General features: G+C 49.2%; 17 protein-coding genes. 4 read left to right on the top strand and 13 right to left on the bottom strand.

The features are described 5' to 3' along the window. Positions 1-49 precede the first annotated feature (49 nt). The 3 genes from L6H70_RS19680 to L6H70_RS19670 form a co-directional block, all read right to left on the bottom strand. A complete protein-coding gene (locus tag L6H70_RS19680; RefSeq protein WP_236335759.1) occupies positions 50-1447 on the bottom strand; it encodes a sensor histidine kinase in 1398 nt (465 codons plus the stop codon). A 157-nt stretch (positions 1448-1604) separates the two neighbouring features. Next, a complete protein-coding gene (locus tag L6H70_RS19675; protein WP_236335757.1) occupies positions 1605-1871 on the bottom strand; it encodes a hypothetical protein in 267 nt (88 codons plus the stop codon). Positions 1872-1928: 57 nt separating this feature from the next. After that, the gene (locus L6H70_RS19670) at positions 1929-2132 is read right to left on the bottom strand and encodes a CsbD family protein (RefSeq protein ID WP_236335756.1); all 204 of its coding nucleotides are present in this window, start codon (positions 2130-2132) and stop codon (positions 1929-1931) included. Positions 2133-2603: 471 nt separating this feature from the next. Here L6H70_RS19670 and L6H70_RS19665 point away from each other — a divergent pair, with 471 nt between their 5' ends. The 4 genes from L6H70_RS19665 to L6H70_RS19650 all read left to right on the top strand — a co-directional run bounded on the left by L6H70_RS19665 (position 2604) and on the right by L6H70_RS19650 (position 7117). Continuing rightward, positions 2604-3515: an FMN-binding protein gene (locus L6H70_RS19665; protein ID WP_236335755.1), complete on the top strand. Its 912-nt coding sequence runs from the start codon at positions 2604-2606 to the stop codon at positions 3513-3515. A 49-nt stretch (positions 3516-3564) separates the two neighbouring features. After that, positions 3565-5448: an FAD-dependent oxidoreductase gene (locus L6H70_RS19660; RefSeq protein ID WP_236335754.1), complete on the top strand. Its 1884-nt coding sequence runs from the start codon at positions 3565-3567 to the stop codon at positions 5446-5448. A 220-nt stretch (positions 5449-5668) separates the two neighbouring features. Continuing rightward, entirely contained in the window at positions 5669-6118 is a 450-nt protein-coding gene (locus L6H70_RS19655) for a hypothetical protein (protein ID WP_236335753.1), read from the top strand. Positions 6119-6136: 18 nt separating this feature from the next. Then, positions 6137-7117 (top strand): polyprenyl synthetase family protein, encoded by a 981-nt coding sequence (locus L6H70_RS19650; RefSeq protein WP_236335752.1) that lies wholly within the window; start codon positions 6137-6139, stop codon positions 7115-7117. A 452-nt stretch (positions 7118-7569) separates the two neighbouring features. Here the strand turns inward: L6H70_RS19650 and L6H70_RS19645 are convergent, their stop codons facing one another. The 10 genes from L6H70_RS19645 to L6H70_RS19600 form a co-directional block, all read right to left on the bottom strand. Beyond that, positions 7570-8454, bottom strand: coding sequence for a UbiA-like polyprenyltransferase (locus L6H70_RS19645; RefSeq protein ID WP_236335751.1), 885 nt, complete (start codon positions 8452-8454; stop codon positions 7570-7572). 39 nt (positions 8455-8493) lie between these two features. Then, a complete protein-coding gene (locus L6H70_RS19640) occupies positions 8494-9807 on the bottom strand; it encodes an aspartate aminotransferase family protein (RefSeq protein ID WP_236335749.1) in 1314 nt (437 codons plus the stop codon). Between the two features lie 182 nt (positions 9808-9989). After that, positions 9990-11915, bottom strand: a complete 1926-nt coding sequence (locus tag L6H70_RS19635; RefSeq protein WP_236335748.1) for a peptidase U32 family protein — start codon at positions 11913-11915, stop codon at positions 9990-9992. A gap of 20 nt (positions 11916-11935) precedes the next feature. After that, on the bottom strand, positions 11936-12727 hold the full coding sequence (locus L6H70_RS19630; RefSeq protein WP_236335747.1) for an energy-coupling factor transporter transmembrane component T family protein: 792 nt from the start codon (positions 12725-12727) through the stop codon (positions 11936-11938). Continuing rightward, the gene (locus L6H70_RS19625) at positions 12720-13619 is read right to left on the bottom strand and encodes an energy-coupling factor transporter ATPase (protein WP_236335746.1); all 900 of its coding nucleotides are present in this window, start codon (positions 13617-13619) and stop codon (positions 12720-12722) included. The genes L6H70_RS19630 and L6H70_RS19625 overlap by 8 nt, the downstream gene beginning before the upstream one ends. After that, a complete protein-coding gene (locus tag L6H70_RS19620; protein WP_236335744.1) occupies positions 13595-14458 on the bottom strand; it encodes an ATP-binding cassette domain-containing protein in 864 nt (287 codons plus the stop codon). Before L6H70_RS19620 ends, L6H70_RS19625 begins: the two co-directional genes overlap by 25 nt. Positions 14459-14489: 31 nt before the next feature. Continuing rightward, the gene (locus L6H70_RS19615; protein WP_236335743.1) at positions 14490-15041 is read right to left on the bottom strand and encodes a Gx transporter family protein; all 552 of its coding nucleotides are present in this window, start codon (positions 15039-15041) and stop codon (positions 14490-14492) included. Continuing rightward, positions 15025-15408, bottom strand: a complete 384-nt coding sequence (locus L6H70_RS19610) for a NusG domain II-containing protein (protein ID WP_236335742.1) — start codon at positions 15406-15408, stop codon at positions 15025-15027. Before L6H70_RS19610 ends, L6H70_RS19615 begins: the two co-directional genes overlap by 17 nt. A 212-nt stretch (positions 15409-15620) precedes the next feature. Further along, entirely contained in the window at positions 15621-17150 is a 1530-nt protein-coding gene (locus tag L6H70_RS19605; protein ID WP_236335741.1) for an HD domain-containing phosphohydrolase, read from the bottom strand. Between the two features lie 505 nt (positions 17151-17655). Beyond that, entirely contained in the window at positions 17656-18597 is a 942-nt protein-coding gene (locus L6H70_RS19600; protein WP_236335740.1) for an alpha/beta hydrolase, read from the bottom strand. Between the last annotated feature and the right edge of the window lie 718 nt (positions 18598-19315).

The raw sequence follows: 19315 nt of genomic DNA, 5'->3' as shown, positions 1-19315 counted from the left end.
AGCAAAATCACAAATTATGTTGGAGCCGGAAGATCCTTCCCCCTATCAGCTATAAAGGTAAATAAAGAGAGAACCTGCTTCCCTGCTTTTCTTCACTGTGAAGCGTGATAAATCCGCCCAGAAGTCTGGCGAGATCATTGCTGATCGACAGGCCCAGTCCGGTTCCGCCATATTTGCGGCCGATCGTTGCGTCTGCCTGCTGAAAAGCTTCGAAGATGATGTCATGCTTCTCCGCGGCAATTCCGATGCCGGTATCTTGCACATCAAATACAATCCAGCGCCGCTGAAGGGCCCCCTCCTTCTGCTCAAACGTCCGGATATTCAGTGAGATATGTCCTTCCATTGTAAACTTAAAGGCATTGGAGAGCAGGTTACGAAGAATCTGCTGCACACGCTGGGGGTCGGAATGAATAACCTCCGGCACCTGGCTGTCCAGCGTAACTGTGAATTCCAGCCCCTTAAGCCTGGCTGCAACACTGAACTGCAACGTCAGCAGTTCCGGAATTTCACTGACGTTCAAATCCTCCTTGTTAATATCAAGCTTACCGGCCTCTACCTTAGATAAGTCCAGAATATCGTTAATAAGCATCAGCAGATCCTCACCTGAGCGGTGAATGATCCCCGCATATTCCTTTGTCTCCTCCCCATTCAGGGAATCATTATTTTCTTCTATTAATTGAGACAGATTAATAACACTGTTGAGCGGCGTCCTCAACTCATGTGACATCGTGGCCAGAAACTCTGATTTGTATTGGGAAGCCAGCGTCAGCTGTTTCGCTCTTTCCTCCAGGATAATTTTGTTCTTATGCAATTCTTCGGTCTGGGCGGAGAGGAGCTCATTCGCTCTTATAATTTGTCCGTTGCGCAGCAGATCCAGCTGGAAATCGCGGATAATCATCGCGAACAGCAGACTGAGCACCAGCCCGGCAGATAAGGTGATAGGCATTATATCCGTGATATACATCCGGTCCGGCACCACGCCAAAGGCGATAATATTCACTGCATTCATTAAGTTCACCACGAGAATCACGACCAGTCTTTTGATCCAATAGGCCATATTCGAGCGGCGCACCCATAAGCTGAGGGCGGCACAGACAAACCCCAGAATGGACAAGTTAAGTACGCCCGCCACTGTCGCCTCGTTAATTCCGAAGGTAAGCCGGGTAATCCCGATGCCCGCACCAATTAATATAAGAATGAAAGGCTGCGGGTAGGCTAGAGTGGAAATGATCAGCGGTACATACCGCAAATCAAAGATGGCATGCTCGCCCAGCCGATATCCGAAAACCGTACTAATCCAACCGGCAAAGATCGCCAGAATGACCCAGCTTATCTTCTTAATCCGCTCAGGTGCATATGTAATGGTATGTTTATATATTAAATTGCCCAGATAGGCCAAAGTAATCAGCAGGGCGGTGTTGATAAAAAAGATTTTCAGATACTCCATAGCCTCACTCCTGCAGCTTTTATAAGTTAATAACTTTTCCTAACTCATACTATCATAATAATAATTTAAATTCATGAAACCACAGTTCTAGTACTATGTATAGGAATAATTGGGTCTTGCAGTTACTTCTGGATTGAAAACCAAAAAAGAGCGCAAATCAAATTCGATTTGCGCTCTTTTTCTGAGGCAAAAACCAGAGCCACATCGGATTCCAGCGCCTCTTGGTCACCTGCATACCTTCTGCTGTTGCAAAATCCTGTTCAGTCTTTTCTTCCAGGTCACATTCGGCGTGTGTCCAAATCTCTGCATCCGGAAATGTATAATACCGGGGATGATAGGTACAGAACATGTCTCCCTGCTGTGTAAGCACGCGATCAGCATTTACTTCAATAATCCTGCCGGTGACGACGGTCGGTTTGTACATAGAACACCGCCTCTTCATGCAAATGTGACTACCCTATCATCCAAAGCTTCATTTTAATTAGCTGCGGACCGATTGCTCCCAATTGCGGTACTCCGCCTCTGCCTGATCCTTGGTATGGCCGTACCGCTCCTGCAACTTGCCGATTAATTTATCTTTTTCACCATCAATTACATCTAGGTCATCATCAGTAAGCTGGCCCCACTGCTTCTTGGCCTCACCTTTAACCTGCATCCATTTCCCTTTAAATACATTGCTATCCATTACAAGTTCATCTCCTTAGTTTCCCTAAATTTAAGGTATATTCAGAGTTTCACGTGCTTAGGATGTATTACCCCCTGCCATAGGAACTGAATCGGGAGAAGCAGGCGCTTAATGGCCAAAGTCGTATTTTGTCACATAATAGTCTCTTTAATGAGTATTCAAATCTTTTAAAATTTGATATAATCCAACTATAGATAAATTAGATAAAGATAAATTATTTTAGGTTTAGTGATTTTTTTCACATGTATGATCTGTTTATTGTGCTAAAATGCCTTCGGAGCAGAAACAAGATGTTTAAAATTTTATCGAATGTTTACTGATATATGTCAAAGTACTGCAACAAAAAGGGTTTCGTGCCGATAATAAGAGTGACATTTGTCATTTATAAAGTGATATTTATCACTTCCATGTCTATTAAAATGTTTTACATTTTAATATATATATTTTAAACTAATTTGGAGGTCATCACAAATGAAAAAAGCTTCTGTAATTTTGTCGAGCGCACTGGTACTTGGTACCCTGCTCGCAGGGTGTGGCAACAACAATAACAACGCTGCTAACACTGCCGCTACCAACGCTCCGGCTGAAACAACTGCTCCTGCAGCAACAAACTCCGGTAATGCCACAGCTGAGGCTGGACAATATCAAGATGGAACTTACTACGGAACAGCACCTGCTGACGAAAAAACAGGCTGGGAATCCTTCGTATTGCTGACTGTTGAAGGCGGAAAAATCACTAAAGCGGATTGGGATGCTTTCAACGTTAAGAACGCCGGCGACCTGAAGAAAAAAGTTTCTGAAGACGGCAAATACGGTCTGGTATCCAAAGGCGGCGGCCAAGCGGAATGGCATGAGCAGGCTGCTAAGGCTGAAGCCTTCTTGGTTGAAAAGCAGGATCCAGCAGCAGTTGTAGTAAATGCTGAAGGTAAAACTGATGCAATCTCCGGCGTATCCGTTGGTGTCAGCGACTTCGTAGTAGCAGCACAAGCCGCTCTTGCTGCCGGCCCTACTGAAGCTGGTCCTTACAAAGACGGTGGGTACCATGCAGAAGGCGCAGAATTCGATGCCAACAACGGCTTCAAATCCACTGTTGACCTCACTATCGCTAACGGTAACATCGTAGCTGCTAAATTCAGCGGCGTGAATGCTGCAGGTGATGACAAGAAACAATATTCTGTAGATGGCAAATACGGCATGAAAGCCGGCGGTGCTTCTGCTGAATGGCATGAAGAAATCGCATTGGCTGAGAAGTATTTCCTTGACAATAAAGGTGCCGCACCTACTATGGATGCTGAAGGCAAAACCGATGCAATTTCCGGCGTATCCATCAACGTAGGCGAATACTTTACACTTGCAGAAAAAGCACTCGAAGGCGCGAAATAATAATTCGCTTACCTCTTGCAGCTAATCAGACGAATGAGGTGAATTTCTCTTGAAGAAAATAGTCATTTTGGGCGGCGGCTACGGCGGCGTACTCACGGCTAAGAAACTGGCAAAGAAATTTAAGAACGACAAAGATGTAGAAATCAAACTAATCGACCGGAATCCCTATCACACTCTATTGACTGAGCTGCATGAGGTTTCAGCGAACCGCGCGCCTGAGGATTCAATTAAGATTGATCTGAAGAAAATCTTTGCAGGTCTTAAAGTAGATGTAGCGCTTGATGAAATCAGCAATATTGATTTCAAAGGCAAAAAGCTTAAATCCGATAAAGCTACTTATGCATATGATTACCTGGTTATCGGTACAGGAAGCAAACCAACCTTCTTTGGTATTCCCGGAGCTGAAGAGAACACCTTCTCTTTCTGGTCCTATGACGACGCCGTTGCGCTGAAACGTCAAATCCGCGATATGTACACCAAAGCGGCTAAAGAAAAGAATCCGGCTGTCCGCCGTTCCATGCTGACCTTCGTTATCATTGGCGCCGGCTTTACAGGTGTCGAGCTGGTCGGAGAAATGGCCGAGCAACGCGAAGAGCTGTGCAGAGAGTTCTTTATTGATCCTTCCGAAGTACGTCTTATCGTTGCTAATATGGCTCCGAAGGTTCTGCCTATCCTTCCGGACAAACTGATTCAAAAAGCTGAAGCCCGTCTTCGCAAGCTGAATGTAGAAATTGTTACCAGCGCGAAAATCACCGAAGTTGGAGCTGGCAGTGTTGCACTCGGCGAGAAGAACATTGTGGAAGCACAGACTATTGTCTGGACAGCCGGTGTTGAAGGTTCTGAAATCGTAGGAAATCTTGATGTTCAACAACAAGGACGCAAGCGTATTGTTACTAACGAACATCTGGAAAGTGTTGACCACAAGAACGTTTATGTTGTTGGGGATAACATCTTCTTCATCCCTGAAGGTGAAAAACGCCCTGTTCCGCAAATGGTTGAGAACGCTGAACAAGCGGCTCCAATCATTGCCGGAAACATTACAGCGGATATCAAAGGTACTGCTAAGAAAGCCTACAAACCGGGATTCCACGGTACGATGGTTTCCATCGGCAGCCGCTACGGTGTAGCGAACGTTGGCCTTCCAGGCAAACTGTTCATGCTGACCGGCTTCATGGCTATGCTCTCCAAGCATTTCATTAACATGTTCTACCTGTCACAGGTAGTCGGCTTCAATAAAGTATGGACTTATATGATGCACGAGTTCTTCCATGTAGAGAACCGCAAGAGTTTCGTGGGCGGGTACTTCTCCAAACGTTCACCGAACTTCTGGCTCGTTCCGCTGCGTATGCTTCTCGGCGGTATGTGGCTCTATGAAGGTATCGATAAGTTTAAGAAGATCTGGGAAGATCCGAATAAGATTTTCTTGATCCCTGCCCCTGCGCATCTTACAGATGCAGCCTCCTCGGCCAGCGTTGCCGTTGATGCCGTCAAGGATACAGTGGACGCCCAATCCGCAGCTTCCGCAGTTACAACTGCCAAGGAAGCGGTTGAAGCTTTGTGGGTTCCAGGATGGATTTATGATATTACCCACTGGTTTATGAACTTGATGTTCTATAACAGTGGCGGAACAGATTATACAGCCCTGGCTAAATGGTTCCAAATCGGCATGGTTTGTGCCGAAATCGTCTTCGGTGTGATGCTTATCGTCGGTCTGTTTACAGCAATTGCTTCCATAGCGACCATAGGTATGGCCGTTATGATCTGGTCTACCAAGATGGCATCAACAGAAATGCTCTGGTACGTTGGAGCAGCTATTGCATGCATCGGCGGATCGGGCAGCGTCTTCGGTCTGGACTACTACGTCCTGCCTTGGCTCAAGAAGCAATGGAAGAGAATTCCGCTCGTCCGGCGTTGGTATCTGTTTACGGACTGATGTATATCACTACTTTCTCCACCATTTATAAGTCATAATTCATTTAACCATATTATTATGTGATTTATGTGTGCTACAGTTGAATAAGATATTCTTAAGAGTAATGTGTCCCTAGGACACATTACTCTCCTTATTTAACAAGGTTTTAAAGAATGGTTTTGTAGGGATAATCAGGGCAATGGTTGCTTCCGTCAAAACCGACATGAAGGAGAGGAGCTTAATGAACAGACAACTCATTGAAGATACCTTCCGGCTTTTGCAGACTGAAATGTCCCCTATCGCCGGTATTCAATTGTATCTCTCTCCGGCGGAATGTGAGCAGCTGCTCGCGGTATTGGAACGCCATGATCTGGAATATGACCGCAAAGTCCATTTGCTAGGTATTTATACCATTCTTACCGTGGCGGCACAGCGCCATATGGAATGTGTCCCACATCATCCCGAACTTACCCGCAACATTTTGGACGGAGATTACTTGTATAGCTTTTATCTGCAGTTTGCAGTGAAATGCCGTGAGCTGGACCTCGTTGCTTATTTGGCTCCATCCATTAAAAAATTGCAGATCAGACGTTCAAATGGAGACTTCACAGAGCAAAATCCGGCGGCTGGAATCGAAGAGTTCCTTCTCCAAGAGCGCAGCCAGCGAAGCCGCACAAGCAAAGCCATTTGACAGGTGGGGATCCTAAACATGAAGCTGCACGAAGCCTTGAATATAGATCTGAATGAAATTAACCGTGAAATCGAAAATCTCGTGGCCCGTGATAAGGATGTTCCCAAAAAATCGCAGCTGGCCCAGAGCATTCTTGAGCTGGTCGGCTCCGGTGGCAAACGTCTCCGCCCGCTTATGGTCATCGTCGGCGGACGGTTTGGACGCAAGCCTTCAGGACGCAGAACCCTGCAGCTGTCCGCAGCTGCAGAATTTATACACGCAGCCTCTTTAATTCATGATGATATTATCGACGATGCCGAACTGCGGCGCGGCGGAGCCGCCCTGCACGTGAAGACCGGTGTTCTATCCGCTGTTCATATCGGCAATTACATGTCTGCCAGGGTAATCGAGCTGTTAAGCAAGTATACCGGAGACAAAAACCGTTACGTTCATGATCTCTCTGCCGTAGCAACCGCTCAGCTCTGCCTCGGTGAATACCAGCAGATGGAGCATGCCTTCGATTATAATCTGACACTTGAGCAATACCTGGAGAAATCCCGTAACAAGACAGCCATGCTAATGGCTACCTGCCTCCGGGTCGGCGCATTGTCTACAGAGAGCTCAGAAGAAGTCGCGCAGCTCCTTTACGCTTTTGGAGAGGCCCTGGGCATGTCCTTTCAGATACAGGATGACCTGCTTGACTTCACCCAGTCCGCAGATGTGCTGGGCAAGCCAGCCGGCAGCGACCTGCGGCATGGCCAGGTAACCCTTCCCGTGCTCTTTGCTCTTCAGGACCCTAAGCTCGCTCCGGCGATTCGTACGATTGGCCCCGCCTCTTCCGAAGAAGAGGTGTCATATGTACTGGATCTCATCATCAGCAGTGATGCCCTAGCTCGTACCGAGGCAGTCAGCCAGAGCTACCTGGATCAAGCCGCAGCCATCGTGCAGCAGCTCTCCGATTATCCGGCCCATGCTGATCTGGACACTCTGCTGCAGTATTTTGCAGGGCGCGATCACTAATCACTTATGTAATCTATCTTTAAACACTTGAAGCCTCCCCTCAAACGCAAAAAAGAGCCTCCGGGCTCTTTTTTTTGCGTCCAATTCTTTCCATCCGCTAAACTAGCCGAACGCAGCGAAGCGCCCGTGAGTGAGTTTAGCATGGGGGGGGTGGGGTTTTTGTTTTTGTTTTTGGTTTTTGGTTTTTTAGAAATAGCAAAAAAGGCGCCGTAGTCAGCCTTTTACGCGCCTTTCTGCCGCCCCCCTGCTGGGTAGGCATGTTGTCTTTTGTTGTTAGCCCAGGCGAGGTATAGGCGAGCGGAGAGGAATTTTGGAACTGTAGGAGCGATAGCGTCCGCCTTTATGTTTGGATTCCTACCGCGAACAGCGGTTTCCAATCAGGGAATCCAAACATAACAGCGGCCGGAAGTCCAAACATTCCTCGCAGCAGAGCACCCTAACCGAGCCTGCCCCTAGCTAACATAAAAATAATCAATCAGCGTACACAGCAATATCACCATACTGATCACCTGATTCAAATTATACGAAGCCACCTTCATCAGCTTACGGTTCGAAGGTTTAATAATCCTGTGCTCCGTCATCAGGAGCAGCGTAGCTATGCCGATGCCCACCAGGTACATCCAGCCCAGATCGCGCCAGAGGTACAGAAAGAGCAGCAGCAGCACCATGATGAAATGCAGGCCCTTAGAGATGCGCAGGGCGTTCTCCAGCCCGAAGAAGCTCGGGATGGACCAAAGGCCATGCCGCCGGTCAAAATCGATGTCCTGCGTGCCGTAGATAATGTCAAAGCCGGCAATCCACAGCATAACGACCGTGCCAATGACGAACGGCGTAAACGCGATATTCCCGGTTACAGCGAACCAGGCACCTATCGGTGCCGAAGCAATTACAAATCCCAGGTACAAGTGGCTGAGAAAGGTAAAGCGTTTAGTATAAGAGTAGGTAGAGATCAGGACAATCGCCACAGGCGACAATACCAGGCAGAGCAAATTCAGCATACCGGCGGCAACAATAAACAGTGCATAGTTGATGACGATAAACAGAACAACTTCCTTCTCCGCCAGCAGCCGCTGCGGCAGATGCCGGTGTGCGGTTCGCGGATTCTGTTGATCAAAGGTACGGTCCACCAGCCGGTTAAAGGCATTGGCACCATTGCGCGCCCCGATCAGTGCGATAAGCCCCCACAGCATCATATGCCCCGAAGGCCATCCGCCTGCCGCCCAGACCATCGAAATGATGGCAAACGGCAGGGAGAAGAGCGTATGTGAGAACATGACCAGCTCGCTGAACATTTTCAGCTTAAGCGCCGTTGTTTTGAAAGCATTTAATATAACCATATCATTCGTCCTTTACCTTCGATTCCTGTGTCTGCTTGTCTACTCGGCCGGCACGGCCGCAGATAGCTTTTGTGATGCTTGAAGCAGCACATCATTCAGTACTGTAAGCATACCCTCAATATTCTCCGCTGTAACGACAAGCGGCGGCTGGAAGGCAAGAACATTGCGGTTCACACCGTTTTTGCCGATCAGGTACCCGCGGTCCTTCATCTCTTCCAGCACATCATCCGTCAGCTCAGCAGCAGTGACTGCTGCATTGCCGGTTAATTCGGCGCCAAGCATGAAGCCGGTGCCCCGTACATCAGAGATAAGTGCAGGATAACTTGCCTGAAGCTGCTGCAAGCCGCGTTTCAGATGTCCACCCAGCTCTGCAGCACGCTCCGGCAGCCTCTCATTCTCGATATAATCAAGGACAGCCAGTGCCGTCGCCGCAGACACCGGATTACCTCCAAAGGTAGATGCCGATGGACGGTTCAAGGAAGCAGCAATTTCATCAGTGGTTGCAAAGGCCGCCACCGGAACACCGTTGCCGAGCGCTTTTGCCATACTGATGATATCCGGAACGACTCCGAAATGCTCAATCGCAAACATGGCACCCGTACGCCCATAGCCGGTTTGAATTTCGTCGTCAATCAAGAGTACACCGTATTGCTCAAGCAGCGTTTTAACCTCGCGGAAATAAGAGGGTGCCGGCATAATCATGCCGCCATTGCCCTGAATCGGTTCAACGATCATTGCGGCAATGCTGTCACCCTTCTCTTCCAGAACACGCTTCAGGCTCTGAACCGAGCGTGCTGCAGCCTCCTCCAGCGACAGCTCAGGATGATACGGCCGTTCAATAAAGGTAACATCCTCATCCAGATACTTGTCCGTCCGCCACATTTGCAGGCCGGTTACGCTCATTGTAAGATTGGTCCGCCCGTGCAGACCGCTCTCCAGCGCAATAAAACCCTTGCGTCCGGTATGCATTCTAGCCAGCAGCAATGCCCCCTCATTAGCTTCGGAGCCGCTGTTCACAAAAAAGCTCCGTCGCAGCCTGCCCGGCAGCACCGCTTCCAGCCGTTCTGCAAGATCCACGTTCGGCTGTGTCAAATACACCGTTGATGTATGCTGCAGCTGCTGCAGCTGCTCAATGGTGCGGGCCGTGATAGCCGGGTTGCAGTGGCCGCAGGCCACCACAGAAACACCGGCGAAGAAATCCGTGTATTCCTTGCCGTTCTCATCATAGACGTATTGCATGCTTCCCCGGACTATTTGCGGGGCATCACGATAAAAGTGCGCTGTACAAGGATAGAAATATTGCTTGCGTTTGGCGGCTACAGCCTCTCTGCCGATGAATGGTGATTGCTCCATGAAGATCCCTCTCTTTCATCTATGAAATGGTATGGCCTGCAGGAATGGTCCATGTCACTTTTTACTTATTATATCGTCCGTGCCTAACCCTAGCCATTCGTATTGTTTGTGAAAAATATAACTTTCCAGTCTATAATCTATCTCTAGTAAACACTGTTACTCAGTATTTTAAATTTTAGGCTTTAATTAAATTGCAGTGAACCCAGGGTATATCCTGCATACACAGGCTGCAATCCGCCCAGCAGATCTTCTGTATCACTAGTGCCGTTAATAGCGGCCTGATAAGCTGTAATGATGGTCCGCAGTTCAGTGGTGCTATAAGTCGCTCCTTCAATCCGGAAGCTGGCAATCCCTAGATCACTCATTTCACCAAGCATCGGCAGGAAACACAGTTCTTTGGAGAAGAGCAGGTGGCAGCGGCCGTACTGGTCACGATAGACCGGGTTTTCGCCTTTGTCTGTCTTAAGCACGAGCACCTTGTTGCTGACATGCAGATTATCTTCCTCGCCAATCGGCTCCATAACCTCCGTGTTCTCAAACAGATCATGTTCCATATACATCAGTGCCGGTGTACCGTGAACCACAACTTCAAGCGGCAGATCGCATCGGGAGGTAAAGGAGGCAAAATGCTCCATGGTCATTTCCGGTGAAACCGTCAGCTTCTGGAGACCCAGGCCTGTATATAAACCAGCGGAAAGATGATTATAAACGTTAAGATTACTGTCTCCGATCATGGGATATCCCATATCCCTGAAGCGGTGAATCGCCCCTAAATTGGTAACCAGAAGTCCGTCAACCGGCAGGCATTCCCCGCTCAGCAATTGACTGAACTGATCAAAATGCAGCTCCGTCATCATCCGCGGCATTCCTAAGTACAGCTTCGTCCGGCCTTTCAGCGCCCCAAGTTCTTTAATATCCTGTTTGGTGAACGGCAGATCCGGCTCGAATACATCCCCCGGGAGATACAGGTGGTCTACACCCAGTTCAAGCACCAGCTTTGCCTGCTCCATATTATTTACACGTACCGCAAGCTCAGGTTTGGCTGATTTTGCTTTTTTACCTTCCGCAAACCGTTCCCGCAGCTGCATTACCCGGTCCTCTGACAACTCCCGTTCTGCAGTAGGTGTGCTGAATACCTTGCCTGTGCTGTAAAATTTGCCTGTACCTTCATAACGGCGGTTAATATTCGACAACCCCGGTTTGCCAAAAGCATAAGCAGTGGAAAAATCGCGTTTGCGGTTTTTGTACAGCTCTTTGGAGTCTACGGTACGGTCAAAGCCGACCGGATCATCGATGTAGCGGTCAATGGCTTCACCGTAGCTGTTCGCAAGCATAACCATAAATTCTTTGTCACGCATCCGGCCTTCGATCTTAAAGGAAGTAATCCCCGACTCGATCAGCTCCGGAAGATGCTCATACATGAACATATCTTTGACAGCCAGCGGGTATTCTGCCGGGAAGACATAGCCGTCTTTCTTGATCCGGTAATCCCAGCGGCAAGGCTTCATGCATTTCCCCCGGTTGCTGCTCATTCCAAACACCTGGGAACTGAAATAACAGTTGGCCCCATGCACTGAACACATATCGCCGTGAATGAAATACTCCAGCTCCATTCCGCTTCTCTGTCCCAGCAGCTTCGCCGTCTGTAAATCCATCTCACGCGAGGTTACTACCCGGCTTACCCCAAGCTCGCGCAGCGCGTAGATCATCTCCAGGTTGTGGACGTTCATCATTACGGAAGCGTGAACCGGGACCGTAAGCCCCATCTCGCGGATTAACTCCAGCACGGCCATATCCTGTACAATCAGCGCATCGGGCTGAACCTCGTCGAGGAACCGCAGGTATTCTCTGGCTTCTTCCACATCTTCTTCACTAAACAGGTTATTGACGGTAACATACACTTTTTTATCAAGACTGTGGGCAATCACCAGCGCCTGGGCAATTTCCTCGTGTGACAGATTGTAGCCTTTGCGCATCATTCTCATATTAAGAACCGGTCCGCCAAAATAAACCGCGTCACAGGCCGACTGAACCACATCCTTGAAAATCTCAAACGTCCCTGCCGGTGCCAATAATTCAATTTCTCTGCCGTTAAAATAACGTGCCATGCTTGTTTCCCCCTAAACTATTACAATAATGCTACTGCAACTCCCATGATGATGAACATAACGACGAACAAAGTATCAGCCATGCCCCACCTCAGGCGGTGATACTGGCTGCGCGGGGCATCCATGCGGAAGCCGCGTGCTTCCATGGAATAGACAAGATCCTGGGCGCGCCGGAAGGCGCTGGTGATTACCGGTACAAGCAGCGATACGAGCATCCGCCCTTTTTCCTTCAGCGGCAGCTCCTTGAGATCCGCTCCGCGTGAGGCCTGGGCTTTCATAATGATCTGCGCTTCATCGAGAATCGTCGGAATGAAGCGCAGGGCGATGCCAATCATCATCGTGAGCCGGTCGGGTGATAACCCCAGCTTCTTGAACGGAGAAAGAATGCCTTCGAGGCCCTGATTCAGCTTGCCCGGTGTCGTCGTGAAGGTCAGCAGTGCCGTGAAGGTGATTAGAAACAGCATGCGGATGACCGAAAAGGATCCCAGACGCAGTCCGCCCTCGTACAGCGAAAACGACCCCAGTGAGAACCATACATCGCCTTCCTTCACCGACAGGATCTGTACAATGAAAATAAATAACATCAAAAACCGCAAAGGCTTGGCAGCCTTAATGAAATATTTGAGCGGAATGCGTGTCGACGCCATCACCGCAATCGAGAATACAGCCAGCAGCCCCATCGCTGCCCAGGAATGCGACAGCAGAATAATGACTAAATACAATAACATTCCGGTTATTTTGGAGCGGGCATCCAGCTTATGCACCCAGGAGCCGGTCTCAATGCTGCGTCCAAGCAGCAGCCGTTCATTCATAGCCATCCCTCTTTCCCGCAGGCCCGCTGCTCTCCGCTTCTCCATGCAGTAAGGCGATACGCGCGGCAAGACTCTCAGCAGTCAGGCAAGGCTTCTCGCCTTCCAGACCGAACCGCTCGGCAACCGCCCGCCAGTACCGGAGTGAGTGCGGGACTGTCAATCCGCAGCTCTCCAGAAGGCCAGGATCTGCAGCAAGCGCCTGCCCGCTCCCCTGAAAGGCAATCCGCCCTTCCTTAAGCAGGGCCCAGTGGTCGGCATAAGGCAGCAGTTCGTCCATCCGGTGGGTTACGATGATAATCGTCCGTCCCTGTTCCCGGCAGAGACGTTCGAGAAGGCTGATCAGTTCTGCACGGCTGACAGGATCGAGCGTTGCTGTCGGCTCATCCAGCACAACGATATCCGGGTCCATGGCCAGCACCGAAGCAATGGCCGCTTTGCGCATCTGCCCTCCGCTTAAGCGGAACGGATTGCGCTCCAGCAGACTAAGGTCCAGGCCCATATCCGTCATGGCCTGGCGGGCACGTATTTTGGCTTCCTCGGGACTCATGCCGAAATTAAGCGGTCCAAAAATCAAATCCTTCTCTACGGTCTCCTCAAACATCTGCTGCTCCGGAAATTGAAAGACAAGGCCCACCCTGCGGCGGAGCGGCAGCAGCTTCGGTGATTTTTCACCGGCCCGGATGGTCACATCAAGCACGCTTACTGTTCCTTCCGACGGCTTCAGAATCCCGTTGAACAGCTGAAGCAGCGTAGACTTGCCGGAGCCTGTTGCACCGGCAATCCCCACCATGGACCCTTTTGAAATATTCAGATTAATATCATGCAGCGCCGTCTGCTTCCATAGGCTCCGGTCAGCGTAGGTATAGCTTACTTGCTGTAGTTGTATGGCCATATTGTATCTATAAGCTCCTTTTCACTGGCGGGAACATCCACCTGGATCCCTAAGCGCTCTAGTTCACGGGCCAGCCTCCAGGGATAAGGCTCGCGCAGATGACACTTCGTAAGCAGCTCCTGATCCTGGAACAGCTCCTCCGGCAGAACGTCTGCGGCCAGAGTGCCTCCATGGAGCGCCAGCACACGGTCAGAAGCCAGAATCTCATCGGCATCATGCGTAATCATCAGAATGGTGTACCCTTCATCCCGCAACCCCCGGAGGATATCCAGCAGCTCATCCCGGCTCCCCTCGTCCAACATGGAAGAGGCCTCGTCAAAGATGACGATGCCTGGCTTCATGGCAAGAATGGAGGCGATGGCAACCCGCTGTTTCTGACCGCCGGACAGCTCACCCGGGTGTTTGGACAGCAAATGGCCGATCCCCAGCTTCTCTGTATAGAATTTAAGGCGTTCGTCCATCTCTGTGTAGGATAAACACAGCCCTTCCAGGCCGAACAGGATGTCTTCCTCTACCGTTGCACCGATAAACTGATTATCGGGGTTCTGAAAGACCATGCCGATACAGCCGCGAATGGCTCCGATGTTAGCCTCTTCTAATCGGTGTCCGCAGACTATGATTTCTCCTGCGCTTTTGGGAAGCAGGTCATTCAGCAGCTTGACCAGCGTCGACTTGCCGCTGCCGTTCGGGCCCACTACGCTCACCCATTGTCCCTTAGGAATGGACAGCGTAATATTTTGCAGAATGGGGTGCTCCGGATCATATCCGAACGCCACTCCCTCCAGAGAGATGACTGCTGCTTCCTCTCCGGTTTCCGTTTCCTTGTAAGATTCATTCATGTTAGTCATCCTTCCGCAGCTACTGACCCGGTCAGTTCAGAAACTCTTCAAACAGCGAAATCTTCGACAGTGAAGCCACCAGATAACGCACCGCAAAGCCGACAAGAATCCCCGTCACAATACCTGTAACCAGCAATACAGGCAGATAGTATAAAATACTCGTAGAGTTAAATACCATAGATGCAGCCAGCAGCTGCCCGGTATTGTGGGCGAGTCCCCCGGCGATGCTGATTCCGATGACACTGAGCTTCTTGCGGCCAAAGCGGACCAGCAGGAACATGACTACAAAACTGAGCAGTGAACCAAACAGGCTGAAGAGCAAACTTGAGAAAGTACCGAGCAAAAATGCGGTAAGCAAAGTCTTCAGAATGACCAGCACAAAAGCGTCACGTCCGCGTAAAAAGAAAATACAGGTCAAAATCATTATGTTAGCAAATCCCAGCTTCGCCCCGGGCATCAGGCCCATACCAGCGAGTGGAATCTGGGCTTCCACAATACTCAGCACCACGGCAACCGCAGCAAAAATCGCAATAATCACCGTTCTTTTCAGAGCCGTTGCTGATTCCTTACTGGACATAGCCATCGATCTCATCTCCTCCCGATGTCCCTGCAATTTCTACCAGTACCCGGTGCGGCAGACATACGATGGTCTGTTTTGGTTGAGTGATCTTTCCAAACCCCAGACATACCTTATCCGGGCAGTCCGCATCATACATTTCGATTCCGTAATCATGAACCTTCAAAATGTTATAACCCCGGTCTGTACGGATTTCAATCGTCTGCTCTTCTTTTGTAAGTTGTACTGTCTTAAACAGCTTGCCGTCCACCGTTATATTGGCCACGAGATTCTTGCCCGGCCCGCCCTTATCATCGCCCAGCCATCTTGGCACGAGAAAAGCAAGCGCAGCAATCAGCACGATGGAAATTAGCAGTACATCTGCGCGTTTCATAAAATTCTCCCTTATTTTTTAATTAAAATCCAGACTTAATAATTATAACGGTCTACCCTCAATCCTTCAATGAATGTAGTCGTTAATTGTCGGTTTTACAGAGCTGTTCACAAAATAGGCACGCAAGGAGAAGCGGACACCTCCACAAAATGGAAGTATCCGCTTTCGCTAGAAATATTAGGGGCATCTGCATTCACAGCATAGTGCTTGGATTACCCCGTCCGTCCCGGATACTGTCTTTCGCCAGATTTTACAGCTTTCCCGAAGTAGGCCAGGAATAGTCCGGCGAACTCAGGATCCCACTGGCTGCCCCGGCCTTGTTCAAGAATAATTAGGGCCCGTTCATGGTCCATCCCTTTCCGGTACGGGCGGTCCGAGGTCATAGCGTCATAAGCATCCGCCACCGCAATAATCCTGCCGTGCAGCGGAATATCATCTCCCGCCAGCCCATCAGGATAACCTTTGCCGTCATAGCGTTCATGATGCGAGCGCACCCCGCTTAAATACGGGGCCATTTTCTCCACCGGTTCGATCTGGCGCAAAATATTTTCTCCGAGCACCGGATGGCTTTTGATTTGGTCAAACTCTTCATCTGTAAGATTCGCCTCTTTGAACAACACATTATCCGGCACGCCAATTTTTCCGATATCATGCAGCAGTGCTGATTTCCGCAAATCATCCAGACTTTGTCCGGACAGACCTGCTAATTGCCCGATGATGACAGAGTATTCCGCCACCCGAAGCGAATGACCGGCAGTGTAGGAATCGCGGGCATCCAGAGCAACGGCGAGAGTTGTAAAGTAGCTGTCCAGCAGCTGCCGGTTCTGCTGCTCGCGTTCCTGCAGCCCCCGTACCATCATATTAAATCCGGCGACCAGCTTAGAGAATTCATCGGAATATTCATCCTGCACCTGCTGGAGGTGTCCATCCTTTACGTGATTCATCGCGTTGTATAGCTCATTGATCGGATGCTGCACACTGTTGGTCAAGAGGAGTGCCGCTACGGAGGAGAAAAAAGTGCCGATCAGCAGCACCATACCTGCCCAGGCCCAATAGCTCTGCAGGCCAATCAGCCCGCTTCCGGTATTGTTCATACGTATCTGCGTGGCCATAATAAAAAGAAACAGCGGAAACGTCCCGATCAGCATGCAGCTGATCAAAAATTTGGGACGGATCGGCACGAAGACATGCCCCTCCAGCGAGAAATCTACATTGTACATCTCAAGCGCCCGGTTTCTGAATTCCTTAATCAGCGGAATAATCGCCGAGCAGGTCAGATAGAACTCAATCAGTGCATGCATGCTGGCAACAAGAACCGCCCCAATTACCGCGAGCAGCAGATAAAAATAGGGAATGCTGAGCAGCCCGCTGTGAATCATCCATAATGTCATCAGGGTTGCTGGCACAGACAAACCAAGCAGGTGAGGACCAAGAATCCGCAGGACGGCATGCCTTGGCAGCTGATGCGTATGCAGATAAGCTTCTTCCAGCACAGCCAGCGTTGGTTTTGGTTCCATTAAAGCGGTGCGGACCGGCCTGATTTGCTTCAGGAATATGCTGACCTCTGCAACCGCCATAATCATGAATGAAAGCACCAATACAATTAACAAGCGGCCATACTCCACGACGCTGATCTCCAAAGAAGACAGCAATATCAGACTTCCCACCGCCATTACAGCAAGAACGGAGCCGAACAAATAATTTCCGATCTGTTTCTTTAAAAAAGCCCCGTATATATTCATTTGCTCCCCCATCCCCAGTCTTACCGAGCGCTTTTTTATATTTGCAATAACATATATTCCGTGATATAATAAAATAATATTTGTTTAGGTGTATTATATATCCCCATCAAGAAGATGTCGGGCCGATTGCTTTGCTTCCTTTTATTATCGGCATTTTGGACACAAAATCTTACGTTTTCTTGCATGACTCTTCCTTTTTATGAGACTAAATTCGAACATAGCATTCCGATTCACACTGGCGCGGCCACGGAGCCGCAAGGACAAGAGAGAGGTAGGGCTTTTGTCGTTTTGGAAGGATTATTCTCGCCACACGGCTGCTGGAAATAACAAGGAATTACGATACCCGTTACGCTCACGAACGGCGGGGGATGAAATATACCGAGAAGACATGGCTTAGCTGCTTTCTTGTTGCAGAGAGCACATCCATGTGTGGAACATATAAGTGCCCGATAACCGCTGCTTGCGGGTATCGGGCACGTCTACTTTCTGGGGGTATATTCACGGATTAGTGAACATACCGCGCAATGAAATTATCTACTCTGGCGATATATTTCGATTTATCTGTGTCATAGGCAAGCCCATGTCCGGCTCCGTGCACCACCAGCTTGTCCTTGGGAGCACTGCAGGCCTGATATAACTCCTCCATCATAAAGAAGGGCACGAACTTGTCGGCATCTCCATGAATAAAGAGGATCGGCACCTTCGCTTTGCGTACCTGCTTCAGCGCGGAGGCTTCACCGAAGAAATAACCTGCTTTGATCCGGGTAATCAGACTGGCGAAATGGATGAAGGGAAACCCCGGCAAATGATACATCCGGCGGAGCTGGTAGGATAATTGTGCCTTTACTGAGCTATACCCGCAGTCGGCAACCACCGCTTTGACCTGCGGCGGAAGCTCTTCCCCTGAAGCCATCAGCACCGTTGCGCCTCCCATTGATACCCCATGCAGTACAATCTGGGCCTGTGGCCCGGTCTCCTGAAGAACAAACTCTATCCATTTCAGGTAATCCCTGCGCTCCGGCCAGCCGAAGCCGATGTAATCCCCTTCACTCTGCCCATGCCCTCTCGCATCCGGAATCAGCACATTGTAGCCGGAATGCTCATAATAAATCTTGGCGGTTGCGCCCATATCCTTGCCTTTCCCGGAATAACCGTGTGCAATGATCGCAGTCCGGCCTTCAGCCCTCTCAGACGGTAAAAAGTAGCCTTTCAATTTCAAACCGTCGTCCGAGCGCAGCTCAACCTCACGGAAATGCTGCCGGGAAATCCATTCGGCCCCTTCTCCCCAGGAAGCTCCGGCAACCGGCGGATCCACCTTCAAATCAGGCGTTTTCGCCAAAAAATCCTTTGGCGCCCGCTTGATCGCCACCCCGTAAAAATAGAAGCCCGCATAAACCAGCCCTGCGGCGGCGATAACTATAACTGCAAGTAAAATAATCGTCCACATACATCCTGTCTCCTTAAGATACTGATTTCAGCATAGTATAACATGCCGCCTGCAGCTTCTGAAAACACCAAAAAAACTGTCGCCCGATTTACTCCGGCAACAGCTTCAGTAAAGCAAACACCAGTATATTTATAGCAGCTGCATCCAGCCGATCATGGACATCCACAAAGGAACACTTAAAACCAAACCAAAGATCAAACCGCGGCGGAGACTTCCTTCATGATTCATCATCATTTTTCCTTCTTTCCCTAAGCTTTATTTTCATCTTTAGTATTTCAAATTCAATATAAATCAATTCAAGATATTTTATTGTGAAAAAAGTCACATAAACCTGGTTGTTAAGAAATATAATTAATTATTTTTTATATAATTGTTTAAACCACAACTACGCCTTCCCTCCCGGGAAACAAAAAGGCCTTGCCATGGGAGTTGGCAAGACCTGCAGGGTACCATATAACACTGGGGGGTGTTTGGTATCTTCAATATAAATGATCTACCTGAAAATAAGCTGATAGTTATCTAAAGATTACATTAAAACTGTCCAATAGCCCAACGTGCCGAAAACCACAACCAGTGCTACCGGATAAAGAATTCTCCGGCTGACCTTATCTTTAAATGCAAAAAACAGACAAAGCATGCAAAGCCACGCAATAAGAATACTGCCCATTTCCTATGCATACGCTCCTTCCTGAACATCTATAAAACCTCTATTAAGAAG

The sequence above is a fragment of the Paenibacillus auburnensis genome, assembly GCF_927798115.1.
Classification (GTDB): domain Bacteria; phylum Bacillota; class Bacilli; order Paenibacillales; family Paenibacillaceae; genus Paenibacillus_AQ; species Paenibacillus_AQ auburnensis.
Note: the sequence above shows the minus strand (reverse complement) of the source record. Positions and strands in the feature narration are given on the sequence as shown.

Coding starts and splice junctions, on each gene's coding strand:
- L6H70_RS19630 (WP_236335747.1), bottom strand. CDS start 12,727: ATGAATGAACGGCTGCTGCTTGGACGCAGCATTGAGACCGGCTCCTGG.
- L6H70_RS19655 (WP_236335753.1), top strand. CDS start 5,669: ATGAACAGACAACTCATTGAAGATACCTTCCGGCTTTTGCAGACTGAA.
- L6H70_RS19625 (WP_236335746.1), bottom strand. CDS start 13,619: ATGGCCATACAACTACAGCAAGTAAGCTATACCTACGCTGACCGGAGC.
- L6H70_RS19675 (WP_236335757.1), bottom strand. CDS start 1,871: ATGTACAAACCGACCGTCGTCACCGGCAGGATTATTGAAGTAAATGCT.
- L6H70_RS19610 (WP_236335742.1), bottom strand. CDS start 15,408: ATGAAACGCGCAGATGTACTGCTAATTTCCATCGTGCTGATTGCTGCG.
- L6H70_RS19615 (WP_236335743.1), bottom strand. CDS start 15,041: ATGGCTATGTCCAGTAAGGAATCAGCAACGGCTCTGAAAAGAACGGTG.
- L6H70_RS19645 (WP_236335751.1), bottom strand. CDS start 8,454: ATGGTTATATTAAATGCTTTCAAAACAACGGCGCTTAAGCTGAAAATG.
- L6H70_RS19650 (WP_236335752.1), top strand. CDS start 6,137: ATGAAGCTGCACGAAGCCTTGAATATAGATCTGAATGAAATTAACCGT.
- L6H70_RS19635 (WP_236335748.1), bottom strand. CDS start 11,915: ATGGCACGTTATTTTAACGGCAGAGAAATTGAATTATTGGCACCGGCA.
- L6H70_RS19670 (WP_236335756.1), bottom strand. CDS start 2,132: ATGGATAGCAATGTATTTAAAGGGAAATGGATGCAGGTTAAAGGTGAG.
- L6H70_RS19600 (WP_236335740.1), bottom strand. CDS start 18,597: ATGTGGACGATTATTTTACTTGCAGTTATAGTTATCGCCGCCGCAGGG.
- L6H70_RS19640 (WP_236335749.1), bottom strand. CDS start 9,807: ATGGAGCAATCACCATTCATCGGCAGAGAGGCTGTAGCCGCCAAACGC.
- L6H70_RS19665 (WP_236335755.1), top strand. CDS start 2,604: ATGAAAAAAGCTTCTGTAATTTTGTCGAGCGCACTGGTACTTGGTACC.
- L6H70_RS19620 (WP_236335744.1), bottom strand. CDS start 14,458: ATGAATGAATCTTACAAGGAAACGGAAACCGGAGAGGAAGCAGCAGTC.
- L6H70_RS19605 (WP_236335741.1), bottom strand. CDS start 17,150: ATGAATATATACGGGGCTTTTTTAAAGAAACAGATCGGAAATTATTTG.
- L6H70_RS19680 (WP_236335759.1), bottom strand. CDS start 1,447: ATGGAGTATCTGAAAATCTTTTTTATCAACACCGCCCTGCTGATTACT.